The organism is Bacillus cereus group sp. MYBK216-1, assembly GCF_051916495.1.
GTDB classification, from domain to species: domain Bacteria; phylum Bacillota; class Bacilli; order Bacillales; family Bacillaceae_G; genus Bacillus_A; species Bacillus_A thuringiensis_K.
The window spans coordinates 269569-289826 of sequence record NZ_JBQAGT010000002.1 but is presented as its reverse complement, the minus strand read 5'-3'; the positions used below and the strand labels follow the sequence as shown (position 1 = coordinate 289826).

The window sequence follows — 20258 nt, the reverse complement described above, 5'->3', positions numbered from 1 at the left end:
GTATTCACCTCAATTATGTTTTAGATGAATATTAAAATAAATTGGTTCGAATGCTAGGAAATTTGTATCCTTCACAACTTTTACCCAAAAATCACGTGTGCTTTGTGCGGCTACTGAATCAATCTGTATTTCATTTAAAAAGCTTGTCCCATCTAACGAAATAAGCGCCCAGGTGTAACCGACTTTCTCCATGTACTGTTGAATGGATAGTTTTATATTTGTAGCAGCACCGATGTTGTCATTTACGATTGTCATTTTTACAATACGTTCATTATTCACCATGTAACCTAAATTCGTTGGATCCGTTGTATTTAATTCTGCGCTATTCATTTTGATTTGTAGGGATGAACCCATACAATACATATCCCCACCATAGAAGGTAGCTTGTTTCTTTGCTATCAGTTCGTTTTCCTCGTCATATATTTCTATGATTCCCTCAAACTCTAAAGAAGGAAGTAGAATATCAATGCCGGTATGAGCTGCAGCTACGATGTTAGTAGACAGGATATTATCTGCAGTATCTTTTAATACAACCTTATAATTTTCATATAGTTGGCGCAGACGTAACATATTGCTTGTTGTCATAATAATTTTATTGATGTCTAGCGGTACAAATTCCTCTGCAGTTCCTCTTTTTAAAACAACACCAATTCTTTTTGCTGCCAATGAATCGTTATCCGCATAATCAAAAAATGTATCTGTCTTTGTATAAAAGTCCCATTGATCCTCCTTGCATATTGCCATCCACTCTTTATTGCTTTGTGAACCATTAGCAGAATAGGATTCAAGAAACTCGACTTTATTCTTTTCATTTTGATAAATCAGTAAGCCGCCCTCATCTCCTTCTTTTGTAGGAGCATAATCCGCAATAACCTGGATTGCAAAGTCACTTTGTGGTTTATCGATTAAAAGCACAACGTCTTTATCTGCAGAATGATTCATACGTAAGAATCCTTTTTTGATAGCATTGTTAAATGAATTTGATGGTGACATAAGCCATTTTGGATTTACGGAATCAAAATCATCTACAAATATTTTTCCGCTTTCTTTTTCGTATAAGGATACTTTTATTTTTTCTTGTTTAAAAGGAACTAGCTTTCCTTTTAGAATGTCAATTGCATCAAAATTTATATTAAGACCAGATAGTTTAACTGTATGAAAATCTTCTTTTAAATCCATTTTCTCATAAACTAGTGCCTGAGGTTTTAAAGGGTTATACGTATAAATAATGTTTTCGGATGGCATGTCATCAATTGAAATTTGACCTACATCATACGAAGAAGATAATAAACCTATAATTCGTAAAGCTTTCCCATAGAATTTGAATTGTACAGTTGCTGGCTTGTTATTTTCTGGACAAAAGTGTATAGAACCTCCATAGTGTTCAACTGATTTAGATATGTCCCATGCTCCAGAATAATGAAAATTACTATCCGTATCATCAAATCGTGACCAACCAAGTTGAGGTTCTTTTAGAGTATCACTAACTTTAATAGGAGTGACAAGCCCTCCTGGTTCTCCAAAATCCAAAGCGTCTAAAGTACTTATCGCATCTGTATGCAAAACAACGTTATGGATTGCGTACTCTAGATCGTTCTTTTCGTATAAGAGAATAGAATATTCCCCATATGAAGCAGGGTTATAGTTAGTATAAGTACCACAATTTTCACCATCTATCTCAACATAAACAGTACCAGTCCAACCCCTATGAGTACCACCTATTATCCGAAGTTTACTACCTATAAATGAAAATCGTATTTTTGATTTGCCACTACAAAGATGGTATTTACCATAAGCGGCGTAAGACGATTCAGCTATTCTCCAATCACCTTCATACGTAATAACGTTATTGTTATCATCATAACGTCTCCAACCGGTTTCTGGATTTTTGAGTACTTGTCCTATATACGCCATACCATCACCCTCTCTTTATCTTGTTTTCTTCCAATTTGAATTTGTCCACCAAGATTGACGACTATGCCGCAGCCATAACTTAGGATCATCATTTTCTTTTTCGATAACTATTAATTCATCTGGTTTTTCTGTATCTAGTACTCTCTCCATTTTGAATAGCTCATTATCTTCTAGAACTGATTCTCTTTCTGGTGTACGTTCAAACCGTTCATATTTCTCTGTAACGCTTTCTAATTCATGTTCCCTATAAAATGTATCTGCTTTGTTAGTTGTAGCTTCTATGCTAGTCTGTCGCTCTAATAATTCATGTTCACTAACGATTGCATATTGTTCAGATTCCCTTGCTGCATCTACTGTTTCAATTACATTTGTATCGGCTGTTATAACTTCTTTATCAGCCGGTGTTATATCGGAGATAATTCCGCCTTCAAATTCACGTATACCGGTAAAAGCTTCTTGATCTGTAATAAGAGCTTGTTGTGAATTTTGTTTGTAAGAAATGTCTAAAGTTATATGTTCAGCATCTAAGATAACTGGAACAGTGTCCGAAGCTACTTCTTCAATTACTGCAGTTGTATGTTCTTTCATTGCTTTTTCAGATTCAATTGTTTTATCTAGCTTAATTTGCATCACATTTAATGATTTAGATGAATCATTAAATAAGGCAATACATGTTTCTAGTTCTTTTTGAACACGGCCAAACAAATCGAATTCTGGAAGATATACGGGAATACCAAGGCCCTCAAATAAATCAAACTCTTCTATGGTAGCTTGTAATTCTTTTTCGGTTTTATTGGCAACTTCATCAGTATTTACATCAGTAATAAGTACGCGTTCTTTTAATCCGAATGAAGAGATGTCATCAACATGTGTAAGTACTGCAGTATCTTCTTTATCAGCTTGTTCCAGTTCAACTACAGTTGCTTGCAACTCATTTTTCACTTCTGCAAATGTAACGTCTGGCGATACGCCTTGTAATTCTTTGAAGATACGATGAGAATAATCTGTATCAGTAATGCCGGCATTTATTTCATGTAACCTTTCTGCTTCTTCTGTGACAATTGTCTGTATCTCGAATATGTTTTGCGATTTATTCGCATCGTCAGTTTCGGAAATGTCTTTAACAGATAATATCCGTGAAGTATTTTCAACTTCTTGTCCTACCTCTATAGCTGCAGTAAATACATTTTCTTTATTTGCGAATTCTTGTTGATCAGCGTAAACAGAATCAAGTGTTTCTACGATACGTTCAAATGTGTGTGTTGTATCTACATTCATATACTGTTCTTTTGTTCTTGTAAATGATGCGGATTCATTTCTTTCAGAATCAAATATATTTATTTTCTTGCTTACGTCGTTACTTGCGATAACATCTGCAGCAAGTTCCTTTGCTCGAATAGAGTGATCAAGGTTAATTTGAGCTACATCTATGTCACGAATTAAATACGCACTTTCAATATCTTCATAAGGAAGCAGGTCCACATTTTCAATTTCTTCTACACGATTCAACTCATATTGTTTAGCGATAGACGTTTCAATGTCTCTTTGCATACGAGCAAATAAATCATAATCCGGAAGATAAACCGGTATACCCATACCATTGAACAAATCAAATTCTTCTATAATCCCTTTAACTTCTCGTTCTTTTGTACCAAATTCGAATTGTGCCGGAGCATGAAGAAGTATTTCTTTTTGCTGTATATCACCAGTTTCATTTTCGGCAATAGATACAGGTAATATATTTGGAACTGCAGTAGATAAAGTAACCTCTGCATGTGTAGCTTGTAGCTCCCTGGTAACAATCTCGCCCGTTTCATTATGCATGGATACAGCTTCATAATCCGTTGCAACTCTTTCGGCCATAAGTTCATTATAAAAACCTTCACCATATACAATACGCGCAACATTTACCCATTCCGATAATACTTCTACACCTGCAGCGAATTCACGTAACTTACCTTTTAGTAAATCCTGCTTTATGATCGGTGCAGCTTCATACTCATTCGTTATAAGATTTGTTTCATCAGAAGCGTGTACCATTGCTTCTATCTCGCTTGGTTTTTCGCTCTCTACCCCTTCGATATGGTTTATATCGAAAATTCGTCTGTGTTGTGGTGATTCTTCTGCAGAAATTAGTTGAACAGAAATCCTGTCCATTCGTTGCGAATGCTGCATTTCAATGTTGGCCACATTTATATTTCGATTTAAATCAGAATCAGTTGTATTTGAAATGTAGGCTTCTACCTCTATTTGTCGCAATGCATTCTCTACAACATCTGTTAAAATCCCTTTTGCTCTTACTTTTGTGGCGGTTATTCCTGCGTTATCTTCTTTAACAGCCTTATATCTCGCATAAGGAGCAATGCAAATTGGATAATCAACATCATTTTTGTTTTCTGTATTTGCTGGTGTAATAGAAAAAGAATAAACTTTTTCATTCTGATCTGGTCCAGAACCAACGACAACAACATGACTTTTTTCTTTGGTACATATAGAAGGGGAAGCAATAGAATAAACTTTTTCACTCATTCTTCTGCTACCCCCTTATGCTTAAATATCTTCTTTGTAGATCGCTAAACCAATTGGATTAAATGGTGTTGCTTTCGCTTGCGTCATAGGACAAACTGGCGTTGTCGGTAATGTATAACGATATAATTGAGCCATTTCATAAGCGCCTGTGATTTCAGAACCAATAACCGGTGCTTCGTTAAATGTAACGGTCTTATCCTCTGCATTGTATACATAATCTGTTTTTTCTACTTCTTTACATGAAATGAATAATCTTAACGTTTCGCCCTTTGGCTTATGTTCTAAATGAAATACTTTACGATGGCCATCGCCTTGACCAAGTACTTCATCTACAACTGTTTTTTCAATTTCTAATTCATCAGCTTGCTGGATATTCTTTGGATGAACTGCATAAACATCATCTAGTTTTCCAACATATCCATCGTTTGGATGAACAATATAAATTTGAGATAAATGATATTTACCACTATAAACCGATGGATTAAAGCGTCCTTGTCCACTATCTACTGACATATCATGAGTAATGAAAGCTAGATAATGATGTTGGTACATGGCTCCTGTGCTTGATTGTGATAATTGAACCGTTTCGTTTCCGTTTGATGTATCAGAACCGTAATCAAGTGGCGCATTACCGATTTTCTTATTTGGCGAATATACAAATTGGTCGCCTGGTCTGCAGCCACTTAAAATAATCATGTTTTTTCTTGGTGCAACATCGAATGTATATAATTTCCCGATATACAACGGAACAAATAATGCACGAACTGGATTTGGTGTTGGATCTACACGCATAAACATAACTAAGCGGTCCTTGTTTGCGTTCCCATACAGATAAACAACAGAGTCGCGATTTAATTCTTTAGAGAAACGCTGCTCCGGTGTAAAACTAATTGATGTATAAGGGGATGGGTTCACAAAATTAATCGTAGAATATACTTCGCCCATAATACTTTCCATCTTTTGTACATCGAAACTTGTTTTTGCCGTTAATGTATCCAGTGTCCCGTCTTCTTTTGGTAATAAGAAATAAATACCACTAATCTTAATTGTTGTATCTGCTGCAGGTGCGGTTTTAAATACAATTTCTGTTTCAGTAAACGAATACTCGCTAGGATCAACAATAGTATTATCTTTGTAAACTACGGTCCTACTTTCGTCAAAGTTAGGGAATGGCAATGCGAAGTTCTTTTTCGTTCCATTTCCTTTTCCTAATTCCCCTAATTTATCACCGGAAAGGATCTCTTTTTCAATAAAGTATCGATTGAAAGTAAATAGCAGCATGTCATTGTTTGGCTCATATGTGTTGGTAGCCAATCTGTATTCGCATGTTACTTTATCACCTTTTGCAATAGCGGTAGTAAATGTTACTTTTCCTGTAGTTGCATCCACCTTATATTTACTCTTTTCTTGTTCAAACCCATTTACATATACAATGACAGAAGGGCCAAGAACAGGAGAAACAGGGATGGAGAAGTCTTTCTTTACTCCATCCCCCATCCCTAATTTACCTAGTGGAGAATCTGCAGAAATAAAGCGGCTATCAGTGAAATCAGAATCAGCAGTGTCATACGCATTTGCTATGCCGAATCTTCTACGTTCTCCATCGCTTCCTAACGATTCAAACAACCTTACATCAATAAATTTTGAAATGCCGCTCTTGATTTGGAAAAATAGCGTTCGTTTCCAACCGTTATCAGCAAATAGTTTTTCTAATTCTTGCGGTAATGTTTGTAAATATACGACTTTATCAAACCACATATATGTACACTCCTTTATACTGTTTTCTCAAAAATACCTAATCCAGCAGGACGATACGCCGTAGCAGGTCTTTTTGTAATTGGTGAAATAGCATCTACATTAAAGAATTTGTAAATGTCGTGTGAATCTGGACAAGTATTCTTTCTAACTTTTAATCTATCGCCATTTAATAGACCTAACGGAGACAATAGGATCATATAAGGTAAATATCCACGTACACCTTCATCTGGATGAACAATATAAGCACGAGAAGTATGTACTTTATTGCTATAAACAGACGGGTTAAATTGATATTTGTATTCGTCATTATCCTGCGATTGCCATGCTAGTGAATACTGGCCACCATCTTTACCAACGCGATCTGGTGGCATTGCATTAGGCGCTACATTCCAAGCAATAAAATGAGCCTGGTATCTTGCTCCTAATCTTGAACGTTTAATAATTACGTTATCAATACCATTACCAGGGGAACGTGGATAAGACTTCATGACAGGCATGTAGTTTTCTACATTTCTATATGGTTTCGTGTCGTTAAAATCGAATTTATGTGATGCTTCTTCATTACCTGTATCAAAAGCTGTTCCCGCCCATAATGCATCACCTAATGTATCATCATTAGCGTAACTTTCTAATTGGCCCATATAAAGCGGTGTAACTGGAACTACGTTGTTTTCAAAGGCTGGTGTATTATCAGCTTGTATTAATAAAACAACACGGCTTTCATCAACTTGGCCATTAATTCGAACCAATGAATCAGGCCACCAGTTTGTTTGAGCATTGATACCTTGTAAATTCGTATTTCGTAATGTTACTTTCACCCAAGGAGACATCATGACTTGTGTCTCTGCTTCGTCATAGGAGTAAACTTTATATGTACCGACACCACTTGGATTTGTCTTTAGAGTAATTCCTATCTTAGTTAATTCCACATCTAATAATATTTTTTCAAATTTATTAAATTCATAAGGAAGAACAAGAACACCCTCATCTGCAACGCTGGGTTCTTTTTCAATCATATAAACATAAAAACAAGAACGATCCCTGCCGCTTTCTAAACGTTTTTTACCATCTTCGGCAAAAGATTTCTTACCTTCTTCATTTGTGAAGTTGTATTTAATCTCTGACTTTTTAAGTGACCATTTTGAAATTTGAGCAATTCCATAAATAGAACCGCTATTGTTCTTCACTAGCATGTGCTTACTCATGCCGAACTCAAACTTTGAATCATCTTCGGATTTTATGTCTAAATCCGGATAAACGGCTCTGAAAAACGATTTTACTTTCTTCCATCCGTTAGCGATTACCAATTTAACAATTTCGTCTTGGAATTCGCCTTCTGTATACATTTTTTCAACGTATGCCATCTATTTCACGCTCCTAATCTCTTAATAGTTGGTAATTAAGCCATATGGCTTTTTTCTCTGCAGATGCATTGTGGTATTCAAATTTTAGTTCTGCATTAGCAGGTATAGGTTTTACAATGGAGAAATTAAATCCCTCCGGCACATCTTTTACATAAACCTCTTTAAATACTTGTTGGCCATTAATAAATAAATTCCAGTAGTCCGAGTCACTGTAATGTGAAGCAGCAACAGAAAAAGCAATCATTTCTGTTTCGAATGGTAATGAAAACTTATCTACATGAATTTCATCATGTATACCAACTCTTCGCCCTTGTATAAATGGCTCTGTTTTTGTTGGGAAGTAAGGTGCATCGAATCTTCCACCAGCCATATAGGTAACAGCAAAGCTCATCAATACGCCCCCTTATCTTAAAAAGTGCAATTCAAACCAAACTGTTTTATCAAGAATTCCTTGGTTATGGAATCGAAATACAATTGTGTCTCCTGCTTTAACTGCTGTATAAACCATAAAGTGCATCCCTTCCGGAAGCCGCTTTGTATAAATATCTTGGCAAACGGTTTGCCCGTTCACGATTAAATCCCATTTATCATCTAATTCGTAAATGGAAGAACTAACACTAATTGCGTAAATCTCCATATCTGCAAGCAATGTATATTTCACTTCATCCGTTTTAAATGATGTGGAATCCATAATGAAACCAGGTATGAATGGTTCTGTTTTAGTTGGATGAAAGGGTGGATCTAATCGTCCACCGGCTAAATAGGTTGTTTCAAACAAGAGTAATCACCCTTTTTCTTGTATTAAAAAATTCCCGTGCATCATTACGACACATCGGGAATTGGTAAATCAGAAAGTATACCGTTACCTTTATTAAGAAGTTTCGGCTGCACACGCTCTAATTGTTTTTGTGCATTGTATATTAATTGTATCTCCATCTCTTTTCCGGTTACTTTATGAGAGACAAGAACCTTTTCTAGCATACCGTGTGCATTAAAGGCCAAGTCATAGTGCAGATATTTATCTCCATCAACTGCAGATAAACGAGCACCGTCACGAATAAGTGTATATCCTTCGGTCATACCTTCTTTAAATACGTCATTCGGGTCATTCCCAGGCATTGGCTTACCACCGGTATATATTTGCCTATCGATTAATCCTTTCATCAAATACATGATTGGATCATATAAGTTTTTTTGCATTATCATAGAATCACCCCTAGTTCACCCTCGTAACAGACCAGGTTTTTGCTGGTCGTTGGATATAATAGTGATCTTTGTCTTGATTTACCCGAGGAAATGATAAATCTGGTAGAGAACCATAATCAAATAAGATATTATTTTGCGTATCCAGTACTTGCAAACGTCCTGTAAGAATCCCTTTTGGGTTTCGTACTGCTTCAAATACGATAATATTCACGCCGTATTCAAGCGGAATATCTACATACGTTGGATTGTTCCGGATGAAATAATTTTCTTCGATTAATTTATCATTACAGTAAATATTTAATAAATCGCCATCCTCTAAATCCCAATCCCAAAGTTTTAAACGTAATGTATCTACATTTACTGTAATACCGGTTATATCTGTATAGGGAGCAGGTTCATACCCATAGTTAACAGTTAAATCTAAAGTTTGATAGAATCCATCATCTGCAGAAATCATTGTATTAATCCCTTTAACAAAGTAATTCCACTGTTGACCAGAATCTCTATTGTAAACAGAAATAACATCAAATAATTGAATCCTTGGATCACCAACTACTGCTACTGTTAATGTTCTGAACTTCTGAATTGCTTTTAAATGATAAGCTGCAGCAACCGCTCTTCTTGCAAAGAATGTTGTTGCCCAGGGCACTTCTATCATTTCCTCTCGTAAATCACCCTGCGATACATTTTTTAATAGAAACGAATTAAGAAATCCGTTTGCGTAATCGCCACATTTAACAACAATACTATTACTTATATCCTGATCAGTTAGCTGCATATCTAAAGAGATAAGGTTTTCCCCTTCTCTAAAACTAAACTTTGCAGGTTCATTAATTGCATAGTCTGGCATTTTCATAAATGTACAACTTCCGTCTGGTTCGTGTTTAATATAGTGGAATGTGGTATCTATAATATCGCGAACAATTTCATCCCATTTTTGAAATCTCTTACCGGTTGCTCCTTCTACAATCCAGCTCTGATTGGTTCCAGGAATATTTACTCTGTTACCGTGCAATGTAACTCCTGCTTTTTCAAAGAAGAACTTCACAACATCATAAACATTACCGGTAGGTGCAACAATTTCATCTGATCCAGGTGTTGGGATTACTGATTTATGTAAAACCTTCTTATAAGATGTAGTGCAGGTAACTGAAATCGTGCCGCTTTCGGCATTTACCTTCACATCAGATACAAAACCATGTATATAAGGTAATGCTTCCTCACCGTAACCAATAGACACTTTAAATTCAGTCTGCGGATATAGCTGGTTTGTATTTGTTACCTCACTGTTATAAAACCATTCTGAAATAGAAGAGAACTTACCATACCAGTTATCAGGAGCCATTTGACCGTATTCATTCGCAAAGGTAATAGTAAATGTACTAGCAAACTGATCTGCGTTCTCCTGCACTTCTAAGCCTATTACACGATGTTGTATTTGTACGTAAGAAGAAGAGTCTCTTCTTTTCATATAAACAATTAAATTAGGGGAGTTATTCCCAACTTGGAAATAGCTCCCCAACATTCTAATTAAAGAAATAGATCCTTCTCTCACATTCCATCAACTCCTACTCCTGCTTGTGACATGGACATTAATTTACATTTTGCTATGACTAACGTTCCTTTTCGTATTGCATCTACTTCATTCGGCGGAATTATACCCCCATAGGTACCGTAATCACCAGTAATAATATGAGGACGGTATATTTCCCTCATGAAATCACGCCAATAACTGATATCTTTAAATAGTACAGTGAATTCTACTTCACAACCTTTGCTACCTGCACTTTGAGAACGCGGGTATCCATGCATGACATTATGCAATTTTAAGCCATCTAGTGATTTTGGTAATTTTGTTTGTTCAATCTTTTCGATATTAGGTACATGCCCAAATGCATAGTAATGTACGTCGCGTATATATGCTATGTCAGAGGAACCATAACCGATTGTTGTAAATTCAATTGTTTGTGGTCCTGCACCTACAAAGATTTCTCTTGCTTCCCAGTCATAAGGTCCTCTTGCTCTAAATCTCTCAATACCATTTACCCGAACAATAAAGTACTTATCTGGTAACATGCCATCAGAACCAATAGGAACCTGGGACAAAAACGAAAAGTTATATGTCCCTGGCCATGAGAAATCAATGGTATATCGTATTGTGTCTTTTAACTCTGCAGCCTTTCCTAAGAGATGGTATGAACCACCTCTTCTATGCAATGTTTTTAATATACTCATACATTTCGCACCGCCATTCCCATTAGATCATCAGCAACTACGTTTTGTAGCAGCTTTCTCATTTTTACAAAGTCGTCTGCAGATTGTAGTTTTTCAACAGAGACTTTAAAAGTAGCATTTTGAATTGTTACGCCATTATCCGTTTTCTTCTCAACGTGGGTTTGTCCAGCAAATGGATGTGCAGTTTTACCGATTAGATCAGCAGAACGTGCGCCCATTTGTCCAATTTGATTAGATACATCGGTTACTAGTTTCATTGGTTTAGGTGGTACGACAGCTTTATTTAATAGTTCAGAAGCTTTGTCTACTGCAGGAATCATTTTTTCCATCCCTACACCAAGACCTTCTGTAATATAGCCCCCGTATTCCATCATTAACCGGGATGGGCTTCGAATACCAAAGAACTTTAATACGGCTTTAGGTATTCCCGAAACAACTCCTTTAGCTTTTTTTATAAGCCAATCTGCCATTCCTGACATACCTTCACCAATACCGGCAATAATATCTTTTCCCCAGCTAACTGCATCTTTTGCTACATTTTTTACTATAGAACCAACTTTACTGAATACATCTTTTACTGTATCTACAACCCCTGTAAATGCACCAGTGATTGCTTTCTTTATAGTTTTAAAATTACTAACAATAAATTCTTTTATACCGCCAACAACATCGGTTATTGTGTTATATAATTTGTTGAAATTAGTAATTACAAACCCAACAAATTCACGAACTGCATTAATGATTGTAAACTTTATAAAATTCCAAGCTGTTTGAATCACATTTTTAATTGTGTTCATAACGCTAGAAATTGTATCTTTAATAGATTCCCAAGAAGATTTCACAAAATCTTTTAAGAATTTTAATACTGTAGTAAAGGTTGATTTAATTGCGTCCCAGGCTTTTTTTACAATTTCCTTAATCGTGTTAAAAACACTGGATATTGTATTTTTCATTTTTTCGAATTCGGTTTTTACGTACTGCTTTATTATTGCTAAAGCCATAGAGAAAATTCTTTTAACAGCATTCCATCCAGTAGTGAAAATTTTCTTCCAGGTGTTAACTGCCTTTTGGGCACTATTCTTAATGAATTTCCATGTGCCATCTACAATTTTTTTCAATCCATCTAATGCAAATTTGAAGATGAATTTAATAGCATTCCAACCGAATTCGATTATATTTTTCAACAAGTTAAAATACCATTTAACTATTTTTACATAACCATCCCAAGCTTTAGAAAATATTTTACCTATGAATGACATTGCAGAACTAAATATTTTTTTCGTACCTTCCCAGAATCCGGAGAAGAACTTACCTAAACCATTCCATGCCTTTTTTGCACCTTTTACGGTTGCGTCCCAAGCTTTAGAACAGACATCGCCAATCCATTTAACTGCTTTCTTGGTGTATTTTACGATGTCATCCCAGTTTTTATAAATTAGATATACTAATCCTACAATTGCTAGTATGGCAATCGTCCAGGGATTCATCAGTAAGGTCATCATGGATCTGCCCAACAGCGCTAGAGCTTTCCCAATTCCACCAAACATACCGATAAGTTTAGGGCCGACTTTAAGAATGCCTGTAAATAGCATTGGTACTTTAGTAAGTATTGGTACTAGGAATCTTAATGAACCAACAAATGCTCCAACTCCACTTGTCATAAAGCCCATCATGGCGACTAATGGACCTAATACAGCGACCATACCTAAAATTGCTACAATACCAATTTGAATTGGCTTAGGCATAGAACTAAATGCCTTTGCAACAACTTCTACTGTTTTAATAATTGGAGGAAGTGCTACTTCTGCAATATCTAAAATAGCTTGTCCTAATGGTTCTAAAGATGCCATTGTAGTACGCATTAACTTTTGCCAACGAACACCAAAAGCTTCTTGCTGCGTCTTCTGCATTTTTCCCATTGTGCCCTCGACATCGCCTAACGCACCATTTGCATTATTAAGACCTAAGACAGCTTGAGCACCCATGTCTTCCCACTTTGTCAATTGTGTTATCGTAAAGGCTTTTTATCCTCTACTTCTTACAGTTCATTTCCTGTAAGTTCGGCATACGTTTTCACTAATAAGTGTCGCGGTCTCGTGGAAGGATTATATCTTTTCACCTTCTATGCTCTGCCCCTGGCTATACTTTGTATATCCTTCGGTTCAAATTAGGATTCGCACCCTCTTTGCTTTATACCGCGATTTTATTTCGGCACAATTTATCATCTACCGAATACAGCAACACCAAGTTGGTTTGCTTTTACTTTATCGTCCATCTTACCTAAATCACCTAAAACGGCATTAAATACATCCGCAGAAGTTCCTTTACCTTTATTGAAATTGTCCCAAACCTTTTGAGTTGCTGGACTCATTTCTGCAAAGGCATCAGCTACGCCTTTAGAACCATCTTGCACACGAATACCGAACTCTTTTACGAGATCGTTAATGTAATCGAGATTATAACTGCCGTCACGAGTTCCGTTTGCCATAATGGTAAACATCTCGTTAGCAGAGAAGCCGGCTTGTTTGTACAATGGCGCATATTCGGCCACATTATCAAACATTTCATTTGAATAGTTCAAACCTTCTTGTCCACCAGCAGCAAATAAATCGAATGCTTCCTTTGAAGAAATACCAAACTGATTCATTAACTGCCCTGCACCACGAGTTACTTCATTGATATCAGAATCAAATGTTTTACCCAATGTCATAGCGCTTTTTGTAGCTTCATCTAATTCTTCGTGAGGAACGTCTTTCATATTCTGATACACTTTTATAAGAGACTGATCTACTTCTTCAATACTTTGGCCAAATCCATCTTTCCAAGTTTCTTTTGCGATTTTACCAAGGTTTTCAGCACCTTTTTCAGTAAGACCTAAAGAAGATTGGATGTTTCTTTGAGAAGTATCGAAATCAGAAGCCACTTTTACAGCGGCAGCACCGATACCAGCTAAAGGTAAGGAAACGCCCGTTGTCATGTTTGTACCAACATCTTTCATTTTGTTACCTACATGACTAATTGATTCCCCTGCTTTTTGGAATTTATCATGCATTCCATTTGCAGTCTTTTGTACTCGATCTTCAAACTGTTGTAAATCTTTATAAGCGCCTTCTGCTTTAATACCAATCGTTCCGAACAGTTGGAACATTTCAGCTAACATTTACGCACCCCCTTCTGGGGCCGATAACCATTTTATTCTTCATCGTCGTCTTCCTGGAATTGAGCCATAATCTGCTCAACATGCGCTTCACACTCTTCTTTCGTCCATACTTCACCCATTTCATAAGATGATTCTTTATCGTCCTGGTTGTCAGTTAGTCCAAAAGCTTGAAGATAATCATTAAAAGTAGTACCTTCTTCAAGTTGACGAGTTTGAAAGCCAATGAACGCCATCTTTTTCCACTCATTTAGTTCTTCTTGCTGCTCTTCTCGTGCAATTAGAGAAAACAGGTCCATTAAACGCGAATACGGTATTGATAAGACATAATCATCTGTCCATCCATACCGTTTTTGTATCTTGTCGAAAGCACGTAACATATTTTGTTCTGCTTCTTCTAAATATTCATCTGAGTCTTCATTTACGCTAGGATTGGCGCTGCTGCTGATTGGTTCCATTTCTCGCTCTGAACTTTCACTAGCCCCTGCACTTGGTTGAAAAAAGTCATTAAGTCTTCACTTTCCAGTAATCCTTGAATAACAGAAACCATTGCTTCGGGAGGGAGTTGGCAAAATTCCTCTTTCTTAGCTTTTAGTAAACTTGCAAAGAACTCTGTGAAATCATCCTCACAAGCCGGGATCATTGTTAGTACACGTAAAGCAAACTCTAAACCTTTTTGTTTTTGTTGTTCTTTAAGTGCAGCTAACTGAACGTTTTTTTCTTCTTCCGGAAGAGACTCTGCAGCTTTTGTTAGTTCATCCATTTCATTTTTAGCTTTACCGAAATCTGCAAAATCAGCTATTGCATGTCGGCCAACTTTAGAAATAATCTTAGCGAACCGCCAAACATCCGTTACATTTAAGCGACGCATCAATATTTTCTCCCCTAAAATCGTGATTTCTGTACCGGTATTCATCATTTTTTCTAAAATAGATTTCATTTCGTTCTCTCCTTTTAGCATTTAGCTCGTTTTATGTAATAGAAAACCGACTACCATTTATGTGGTAGCCGGTGCTTTTTGTACTGTTGTTTTCTTTTTCTTTGGTAAGTAGATGTCGTATGGTGGTGTAGTTGGTGCAGATTCACTGTAATGACCGATAAATTTACATTTTAAACCAACCGTTCCTTTACCGTCTTTTAGATCTACTTCAATAGATGAAACTACCATTGCATTACGAATTACAAAAATGACTGGTAGCTCACTACCCGAAATCATACCAATGAGTGCAATATCATGATAGTTTGAATCTGGAATATCATTTGAAGGTTTCATAATATCGTAATCTTCTTCAGTTGTACTATCTACCGTCATACCAGGTAAAGCTAACTGCAGGTTTTCTTTTGTGAACTCTACTAATGTAAGTTCTACATGCGGTTCATCTTTTAATAACCACTTACCACGCACCATTTTACCTAGCACACCATCAATATCTGCATCATAATACTCACGATCAAAACCCACTTTAGTTCCGCCTGTAGTCGCTCCTACAAGCTCACCTAATTCTTTTACACTTTTAAATCCTTTGTACATGACACCAGGACCGATAACAAAATTATCTGTAGTCCCTTCACGGACACCATTAATTAATTTCCAGCTCATTTGTCCTACCCCCTAATACAAGTCCGTTCGCATGGTTCGGACAAGAAATTTCGCATTTATATGAATGATAGATGGGTCTTCATCCGGTACCGGCAGTTTCCCTGCACGATGTATAGAAAGTATCCCATCATCTTTTAAACCAACTTCTCTATCTAGTAACTTCTCAATACGCGTAGCAATTAACTTTGCCTTATCATAATCCCCATTATCACAATACACATCGAAATTTAGAATCATACGATCTATAATTTCAACATCATCCGGATTATCTGCTTCAATTCTCATAACTACATAAGGCATTTCCATATCATCTTGTGCAGTTTGGAATGAAAGGGCAGGCCCTTTATCCTCGCCTTCACCATATTCTGATAGATTAGCTTTTATTATTTCATCGTTCTCTACAAGTATTCTAATAGCTGCAATAGCGTTAGACATCTATTACCCTCCCATCATTCTTTTAAGTTCTCTACGTTCTTTTTCAAACGCTTTTAATAGGAATGGACGGGCTTCCATATGACTTGTACCAGTTTCAAGCCAAATTGCTTTTTTTAAATCACTTCCTACTGCGCCTAACACTTCCGATTGTGATCGTTTGACATTATACTTAATCGAATTTAATAAATCACCGGTACGAACGGCAGGAGCTTCACCTGGTTTAGAAGCAGTATATTTACGACTCGTATGAGGTATTTTGTATTGCTTACCGCTACGGCTGCCTGTGAGGTTCTTCTTAACTTGATTTTGTAAATGAATAGATGCTGTTGTGACCTTTTCAACACACATAGCGTTAATATGTGTCTTTACTTGCTCCATATTACTTGAGTACTCAATTTCTACTGAATTCGCCATATAGAATCATACCTTTTCGCAATAAATTTCAATGTGATGATTCATAAATGCAGGATTACGCGGCTCTCCTTTTACTTCAAATGTATAATCAACGCCCACATCTTCATTTTTGAAATGAATAAGATCATTGGGTTTAATTATGTAAGAAGCAGGTGCATATATCTTAAAGGTTGTATCAAAATTTTGTTTATCGCGCTTAAATCTCTCATTATCAGCAGCAGAATTAGTAGTTACACGACAAGTCATATTCTCATAAATGTCTTCTTCTGTTTCTGCATAATTACCAGAGGATTGTTTCTTTTTCATTTTTCGTTTTACAACTACCTCATGAATATATAAATCATCCATTCCACCATCATCGAAATACATTTCGTTCATGTGGCCATCACCGGCTTAACTCTTGCTCTAAAGCCTTTTAAACCATTGAGTATCTTATTGTTTGTAGCTGGTTCATCTAGTGTTTCTGGGCTAATCTGGTACGAATAATCGCCAATACTCTCCGATGTCTTCATACCTTTTCGTAGTAAGTTAGCACGAACTACTGCAGAAACAACCAAATCAATAATACATTTCTTCATAAGTACCTGCAGATCATCATAATCTTGTATCTTATATTCGAATTCATATAACTGATTTTCAGATAAACCGTAAACAATACGCCCATTTACAGTAATAGAATCGGTCATATCTTGTTTAGAACTAACATGAGTTACTTTTGCTATAGATTCAGCAGGAAAAGAAAGCCAAGCTAATTTACTTGTTTGGATGATTTCTTTCATTGGATTCTCCGGCTTAACTCTTAAATACTTCTTAGTAATAACTGCATAGTAATCTATTAGTTCTTGAATAACCGTATTGGGCATTTTCTGCACATTTACACGGTCTTTAATGTCCTGCACGGTAATATCCATTATGTTTCTTTCTCCTTCTTATCGACTTCTTTTACAAGTTCAAAATGTCCAGTACTTACAAGATAATCAGCTTTATCATTTGCTATTGTTTCTTCTTGGCCATTCTTAAACTTTTGTCCATAAGCGGTATAAGTACCACCTAATCGCAGCGTAACTACTTTCATAATTAACACCCCTTTCACGAATGTAAACTAATTATTAAAAGTTTACTTTTTAACACGTTTTTGATATCCAACATATAGTACTATGAGCATTCACAATATAGCCTAGGTCATTGCTGTGTTTTTTCTCATTGAAAATACGAATGTAAACTAATCAATGAAAGTTTACATTCGTATTATTGGTTTTATTGGTTCCATCTCGTATTCCATTAAAAACAAGAAAATATTAAAAAAGTATACATTCAAAACCCTAATAACAAAGGGTTTATTCCCATAAAAAATACGCCTGGATATTAAGCTCCAAACGCATCCGGAATATTTGTTAGGATTGCTACTGCATCCATTTCTTGAATTACAGCATCATCATCAAAGTGAATTACATAGAATCGTTTATCTTCCATTACTGCAGTTTTACCTTCTGTAGTTTTACGAACACGAGTGTCGTGTATTAACTGCAATAAAGTTTTTAGGGTCTGCAAGAATAATAACATCGTCTTCTAAAGATGGAACCGTAACAATTCCGTATCCCATTGGTTTATTAACTTGATCTCCTGCTCCAAGTAACGCAGCATCACCAGCACCAGTAGGACGATTTGTTAAATACTCAATCCATTTCTCTCTACGGCTTGGAGACATAATCCAACGTAGGTTGCTGTTTTTATATTTATTTGGCATTGCACCGGATAAAGCAAAGATAGAACCTTTCCCAAATCCATTTGCCGCAGCAGCTTCACCTGTACCAGTTACCAATTTAGCATGATCGACAATATGAGACTCTTTTGATTTCTTGATTTTTTTCAACCATCCATCATTGATAGATAACATTCCGTCGGAAGATTCTGTATCACCATTCCAATGTAAATCCTCTAAATCGATACCTAATTGTGTAGACATAAGAGCCATTACAGTATCTTCATACCCTTCACCTTCAATATTTTCGCGGAGTAATTCTTCTGTAATTTCCCAAGGTAAACGAATAGCCTTTGTATTGTACTCAATTTTAGAAGTTTGAACACCTGCGCGGTAATTATCATCGCTATTTTCTGTTTTCTTGCGTAAGATACGGCCACCAATTGCAATTTTATCTAATTCACCTTGTTTTGCTTTACGCATTTCTTTACGGTGTAATTGTGAGAATGGCGTTGTATCAAATGCCATACGGAAGAACTCTTTACTTTGTTCTGGATTTAATAATCCTGCATTCATTCCACTTGTTGTCATTGCTGCCTTTTCAATACGATCTAAACGTTTTAATAATTGTGCGTTAGTCATTGTCATAATGATAAATCCTCCCCTTACAGGTTCAATCCTGTCCATTTAGATTTTTTAATTTGTTGTTGTCCTGGTGTAACTTCTTCATCTGGATCTAAACCTTTACGGATAGAAGCGGCATTTTCGATATTTTCAAGTCGCTTTGTAATTGGTTCTAGTGCTTTTTGAATAACTGCTGTAGCTTTTTCTTCCTCTGTTTGCTCTTCTGGTGTCGGTTCTACTTCCTCACCATTCACTTGTTTTTCAATCTTATCTAACTTAGTAGCTAGTGGCTCTACTGCTTGTTTAACAATCTCTGCAATATCTTCTGCTTTCATTTCCTCTTCCTCCTGTGGCGAAGCAGCTTCTTTTATTTCAGTAATTAAAGCTAATGCTTCATCTAATTTTGTATGATTCTTTTGGGATAATACTTTCCCCGCTTTTTTAATACTTTCTAAAACAATGCTTTCTGCTTGTACACTGTTTTCTGATTTCACAATGGTATAACCACCTTTAATAGAAGAAAGTATGTCCTTCATATCGTCAAGAGCAGCTGCCATACGGTCGATATCGGGATTACTTTCCCAAATCTCCCAATAGAACACATCTTCAAACAAATTAAAAACAGCCCGTAAATCACGCTTTTGTTTTTCATCAATAAAGCGGTCTTTTACTTCGCCTTTTGCGATTTTGTGAGTTTCACCTTTAACGAAATCTAGCATTTTTCGAATAAGACCTTTATCTTCATGAGTAAAATCTTCTGCCTTCGCGATTTCCACACGTTCACCAAAGCCACCCATAGAAAAACCGGTAACTTCACCTTTTTTAATTTCTTCCCAGGTATCTGCATCATCAACGCGAACTGTCATAAGCCATGTTCCTGCTTTTACTTCCTGTTCGCCTACTGTCATATCACTTTTAGCAATCCAGTTTTCAACAACTGTCCCTTTACCAGCGATTTCATCATGCTGTTTGTCGATGTGCTGGTAATTTTCCATAAAGGTATAAGCAGCCTTTTCAATTTCTTCTGCGGTCATTTTATCCCCGTGTGAATCTTCTACATCTGGTTCATATACCACACCTGTAACAAGCTGCTTCTCTTCCTCTGTTTTAAGGATTGGAACTTGTTTTGATATATTTGGTTGTCTAGCAGATTCGCTTTTCATAATGGCGAATTGACGACCATTAGCTCCCTTTGTAACTAATGAAACATAGCTGATATTGGCGTTTTTTAGTTCGTATCCCATCGTTTTACCTCCTTCCCTATAAATATTGGGGTTCCACTGTCAAAACGCATAATAGCCAATTTAAAGCCGCATACGT

19 protein-coding genes and 2 pseudogenes are annotated in these 20258 nt (G+C 36.3%); all 21 read right to left on the bottom strand.

Annotation, left to right across the window (positions count from 1 at the left end; all coding sequences use genetic code 11):
- Positions 1 to 9 precede the first annotated feature (9 nt).
- The gene (locus ACTFRH_RS07110; RefSeq protein WP_000323411.1) at positions 10 to 1914 is read right to left on the bottom strand and encodes a hypothetical protein; all 1905 of its coding nucleotides are present in this window, start codon (positions 1912 to 1914) and stop codon (positions 10 to 12) included.
- A 15-nt stretch (positions 1915 to 1929) separates the two neighbouring features.
- Positions 1930 to 4443, bottom strand: a complete 2514-nt coding sequence (locus ACTFRH_RS07105; RefSeq protein ID WP_201145313.1) for a hypothetical protein — start codon at positions 4441 to 4443, stop codon at positions 1930 to 1932.
- Between the two features lie 21 nt (positions 4444 to 4464).
- Entirely contained in the window at positions 4465 to 6201 is a 1737-nt protein-coding gene (locus tag ACTFRH_RS07100; RefSeq protein WP_440048730.1) for a hypothetical protein, read from the bottom strand.
- A gap of 14 nt (positions 6202 to 6215) precedes the next feature.
- On the bottom strand, positions 6216 to 7565 hold the full coding sequence (locus ACTFRH_RS07095; protein WP_088338743.1) for a hypothetical protein: 1350 nt from the start codon (positions 7563 to 7565) through the stop codon (positions 6216 to 6218).
- 13 nt (positions 7566 to 7578) lie between these two features.
- The gene (locus tag ACTFRH_RS07090; protein WP_000006649.1) at positions 7579 to 7956 is read right to left on the bottom strand and encodes a hypothetical protein; all 378 of its coding nucleotides are present in this window, start codon (positions 7954 to 7956) and stop codon (positions 7579 to 7581) included.
- A 12-nt stretch (positions 7957 to 7968) separates the two neighbouring features.
- Positions 7969 to 8343 carry a Low copy number virion structural protein gene (locus tag ACTFRH_RS07085; RefSeq protein WP_088338742.1) on the bottom strand — a complete coding sequence of 125 codons (375 nt, stop codon included), beginning with the start codon at positions 8341 to 8343 and terminating at the stop codon, positions 7969 to 7971.
- 44 nt (positions 8344 to 8387) lie between these two features.
- Positions 8388 to 8771: a hypothetical protein gene (locus ACTFRH_RS07080; protein ID WP_000605843.1), complete on the bottom strand. Its 384-nt coding sequence runs from the start codon at positions 8769 to 8771 to the stop codon at positions 8388 to 8390.
- 10 nt (positions 8772 to 8781) lie between these two features.
- The gene (locus ACTFRH_RS07075; protein ID WP_001206676.1) at positions 8782 to 10326 is read right to left on the bottom strand and encodes a hypothetical protein; all 1545 of its coding nucleotides are present in this window, start codon (positions 10324 to 10326) and stop codon (positions 8782 to 8784) included.
- Entirely contained in the window at positions 10323 to 11006 is a 684-nt protein-coding gene (locus ACTFRH_RS07070) for a hypothetical protein (RefSeq protein ID WP_000025605.1), read from the bottom strand. Before ACTFRH_RS07070 ends, ACTFRH_RS07075 begins: the two co-directional genes overlap by 4 nt.
- Positions 11003 to 13009 carry a phage tail protein gene (locus ACTFRH_RS07065; protein ID WP_088338741.1) on the bottom strand — a complete coding sequence of 669 codons (2007 nt, stop codon included), beginning with the start codon at positions 13007 to 13009 and terminating at the stop codon, positions 11003 to 11005. The genes ACTFRH_RS07070 and ACTFRH_RS07065 overlap by 4 nt, the downstream gene beginning before the upstream one ends.
- Positions 13010 to 13233: 224 nt before the next feature.
- A pseudogene (locus ACTFRH_RS07060) lies at positions 13234 to 14166 on the bottom strand (phage tail tape measure protein); the annotation flags it as partial.
- 32 nt (positions 14167 to 14198) lie between these two features.
- Positions 14199 to 14621 (bottom strand): hypothetical protein, encoded by a 423-nt coding sequence (locus ACTFRH_RS07055; RefSeq protein WP_000433386.1) that lies wholly within the window; start codon positions 14619 to 14621, stop codon positions 14199 to 14201.
- The gene (locus ACTFRH_RS07050) at positions 14585 to 15103 is read right to left on the bottom strand and encodes a hypothetical protein (protein WP_000836019.1); all 519 of its coding nucleotides are present in this window, start codon (positions 15101 to 15103) and stop codon (positions 14585 to 14587) included. Before ACTFRH_RS07050 ends, ACTFRH_RS07055 begins: the two co-directional genes overlap by 37 nt.
- 57 nt (positions 15104 to 15160) lie before the next feature.
- On the bottom strand, positions 15161 to 15763 hold the full coding sequence (locus tag ACTFRH_RS07045) for a hypothetical protein (protein ID WP_000118569.1): 603 nt from the start codon (positions 15761 to 15763) through the stop codon (positions 15161 to 15163).
- 12 nt (positions 15764 to 15775) lie between these two features.
- A complete protein-coding gene (locus ACTFRH_RS07040; RefSeq protein ID WP_000063387.1) occupies positions 15776 to 16198 on the bottom strand; it encodes a hypothetical protein in 423 nt (140 codons plus the stop codon).
- A 3-nt stretch (positions 16199 to 16201) separates the two neighbouring features.
- A complete protein-coding gene (locus tag ACTFRH_RS07035) occupies positions 16202 to 16612 on the bottom strand; it encodes an HK97-gp10 family putative phage morphogenesis protein (protein ID WP_000024038.1) in 411 nt (136 codons plus the stop codon).
- A 6-nt stretch (positions 16613 to 16618) separates the two neighbouring features.
- Positions 16619 to 16990 (bottom strand): hypothetical protein, encoded by a 372-nt coding sequence (locus ACTFRH_RS07030; RefSeq protein ID WP_001004651.1) that lies wholly within the window; start codon positions 16988 to 16990, stop codon positions 16619 to 16621.
- Positions 16987 to 17523 carry a hypothetical protein gene (locus tag ACTFRH_RS07025; RefSeq protein ID WP_000355717.1) on the bottom strand — a complete coding sequence of 179 codons (537 nt, stop codon included), beginning with the start codon at positions 17521 to 17523 and terminating at the stop codon, positions 16987 to 16989. Before ACTFRH_RS07025 ends, ACTFRH_RS07030 begins: the two co-directional genes overlap by 4 nt.
- Positions 17523 to 17687 (bottom strand): YqbF domain-containing protein, encoded by a 165-nt coding sequence (locus tag ACTFRH_RS07020; protein ID WP_000869884.1) that lies wholly within the window; start codon positions 17685 to 17687, stop codon positions 17523 to 17525. The genes ACTFRH_RS07025 and ACTFRH_RS07020 overlap by 1 nt, the downstream gene beginning before the upstream one ends.
- Before the next feature lie 290 nt (positions 17688 to 17977).
- Positions 17978 to 18962: pseudogene (locus ACTFRH_RS07015) on the bottom strand (phage major capsid family protein).
- A gap of 17 nt (positions 18963 to 18979) precedes the next feature.
- Positions 18980 to 20182 (bottom strand): XkdF-like putative serine protease domain-containing protein, encoded by a 1203-nt coding sequence (locus tag ACTFRH_RS07010; protein WP_000540230.1) that lies wholly within the window; start codon positions 20180 to 20182, stop codon positions 18980 to 18982.
- Positions 20183 to 20258: the final 76 nt, after the last annotated feature.

Excerpts from the sequence above, each read along its gene's own strand:
- ACTFRH_RS07110 (WP_000323411.1), bottom strand. The coding sequence starts at position 1,914 with ATGGCGTATATAGGACAAGTACTCAAAAATCCAGAAACCGGTTGGAGA.
- ACTFRH_RS07105 (WP_201145313.1), bottom strand. The coding sequence starts at position 4,443 with ATGAGTGAAAAAGTTTATTCTATTGCTTCCCCTTCTATATGTACCAAA.
- ACTFRH_RS07100 (WP_440048730.1), bottom strand. The coding sequence starts at position 6,201 with ATGTGGTTTGATAAAGTCGTATATTTACAAACATTACCGCAAGAATTA.
- ACTFRH_RS07095 (WP_088338743.1), bottom strand. The coding sequence starts at position 7,565 with ATGGCATACGTTGAAAAAATGTATACAGAAGGCGAATTCCAAGACGAA.
- ACTFRH_RS07090 (WP_000006649.1), bottom strand. The coding sequence starts at position 7,956 with ATGAGCTTTGCTGTTACCTATATGGCTGGTGGAAGATTCGATGCACCT.
- ACTFRH_RS07080 (WP_000605843.1), bottom strand. The coding sequence starts at position 8,771 with ATGATAATGCAAAAAAACTTATATGATCCAATCATGTATTTGATGAAA.
- ACTFRH_RS07070 (WP_000025605.1), bottom strand. The coding sequence starts at position 11,006 with ATGAGTATATTAAAAACATTGCATAGAAGAGGTGGTTCATACCATCTC.
- ACTFRH_RS07055 (WP_000433386.1), bottom strand. The coding sequence starts at position 14,621 with ATGGAACCAATCAGCAGCAGCGCCAATCCTAGCGTAAATGAAGACTCA.
- ACTFRH_RS07050 (WP_000836019.1), bottom strand. The coding sequence starts at position 15,103 with ATGAAATCTATTTTAGAAAAAATGATGAATACCGGTACAGAAATCACG.
- ACTFRH_RS07045 (WP_000118569.1), bottom strand. The coding sequence starts at position 15,763 with ATGAGCTGGAAATTAATTAATGGTGTCCGTGAAGGGACTACAGATAAT.
- ACTFRH_RS07040 (WP_000063387.1), bottom strand. The coding sequence starts at position 16,198 with ATGTCTAACGCTATTGCAGCTATTAGAATACTTGTAGAGAACGATGAA.
- ACTFRH_RS07035 (WP_000024038.1), bottom strand. The coding sequence starts at position 16,612 with ATGGCGAATTCAGTAGAAATTGAGTACTCAAGTAATATGGAGCAAGTA.
- ACTFRH_RS07030 (WP_001004651.1), bottom strand. The coding sequence starts at position 16,990 with ATGAACGAAATGTATTTCGATGATGGTGGAATGGATGATTTATATATT.
- ACTFRH_RS07025 (WP_000355717.1), bottom strand. The coding sequence starts at position 17,523 with ATGGATATTACCGTGCAGGACATTAAAGACCGTGTAAATGTGCAGAAA.
- ACTFRH_RS07020 (WP_000869884.1), bottom strand. The coding sequence starts at position 17,687 with ATGAAAGTAGTTACGCTGCGATTAGGTGGTACTTATACCGCTTATGGA.
- ACTFRH_RS07010 (WP_000540230.1), bottom strand. The coding sequence starts at position 20,182 with ATGGGATACGAACTAAAAAACGCCAATATCAGCTATGTTTCATTAGTT.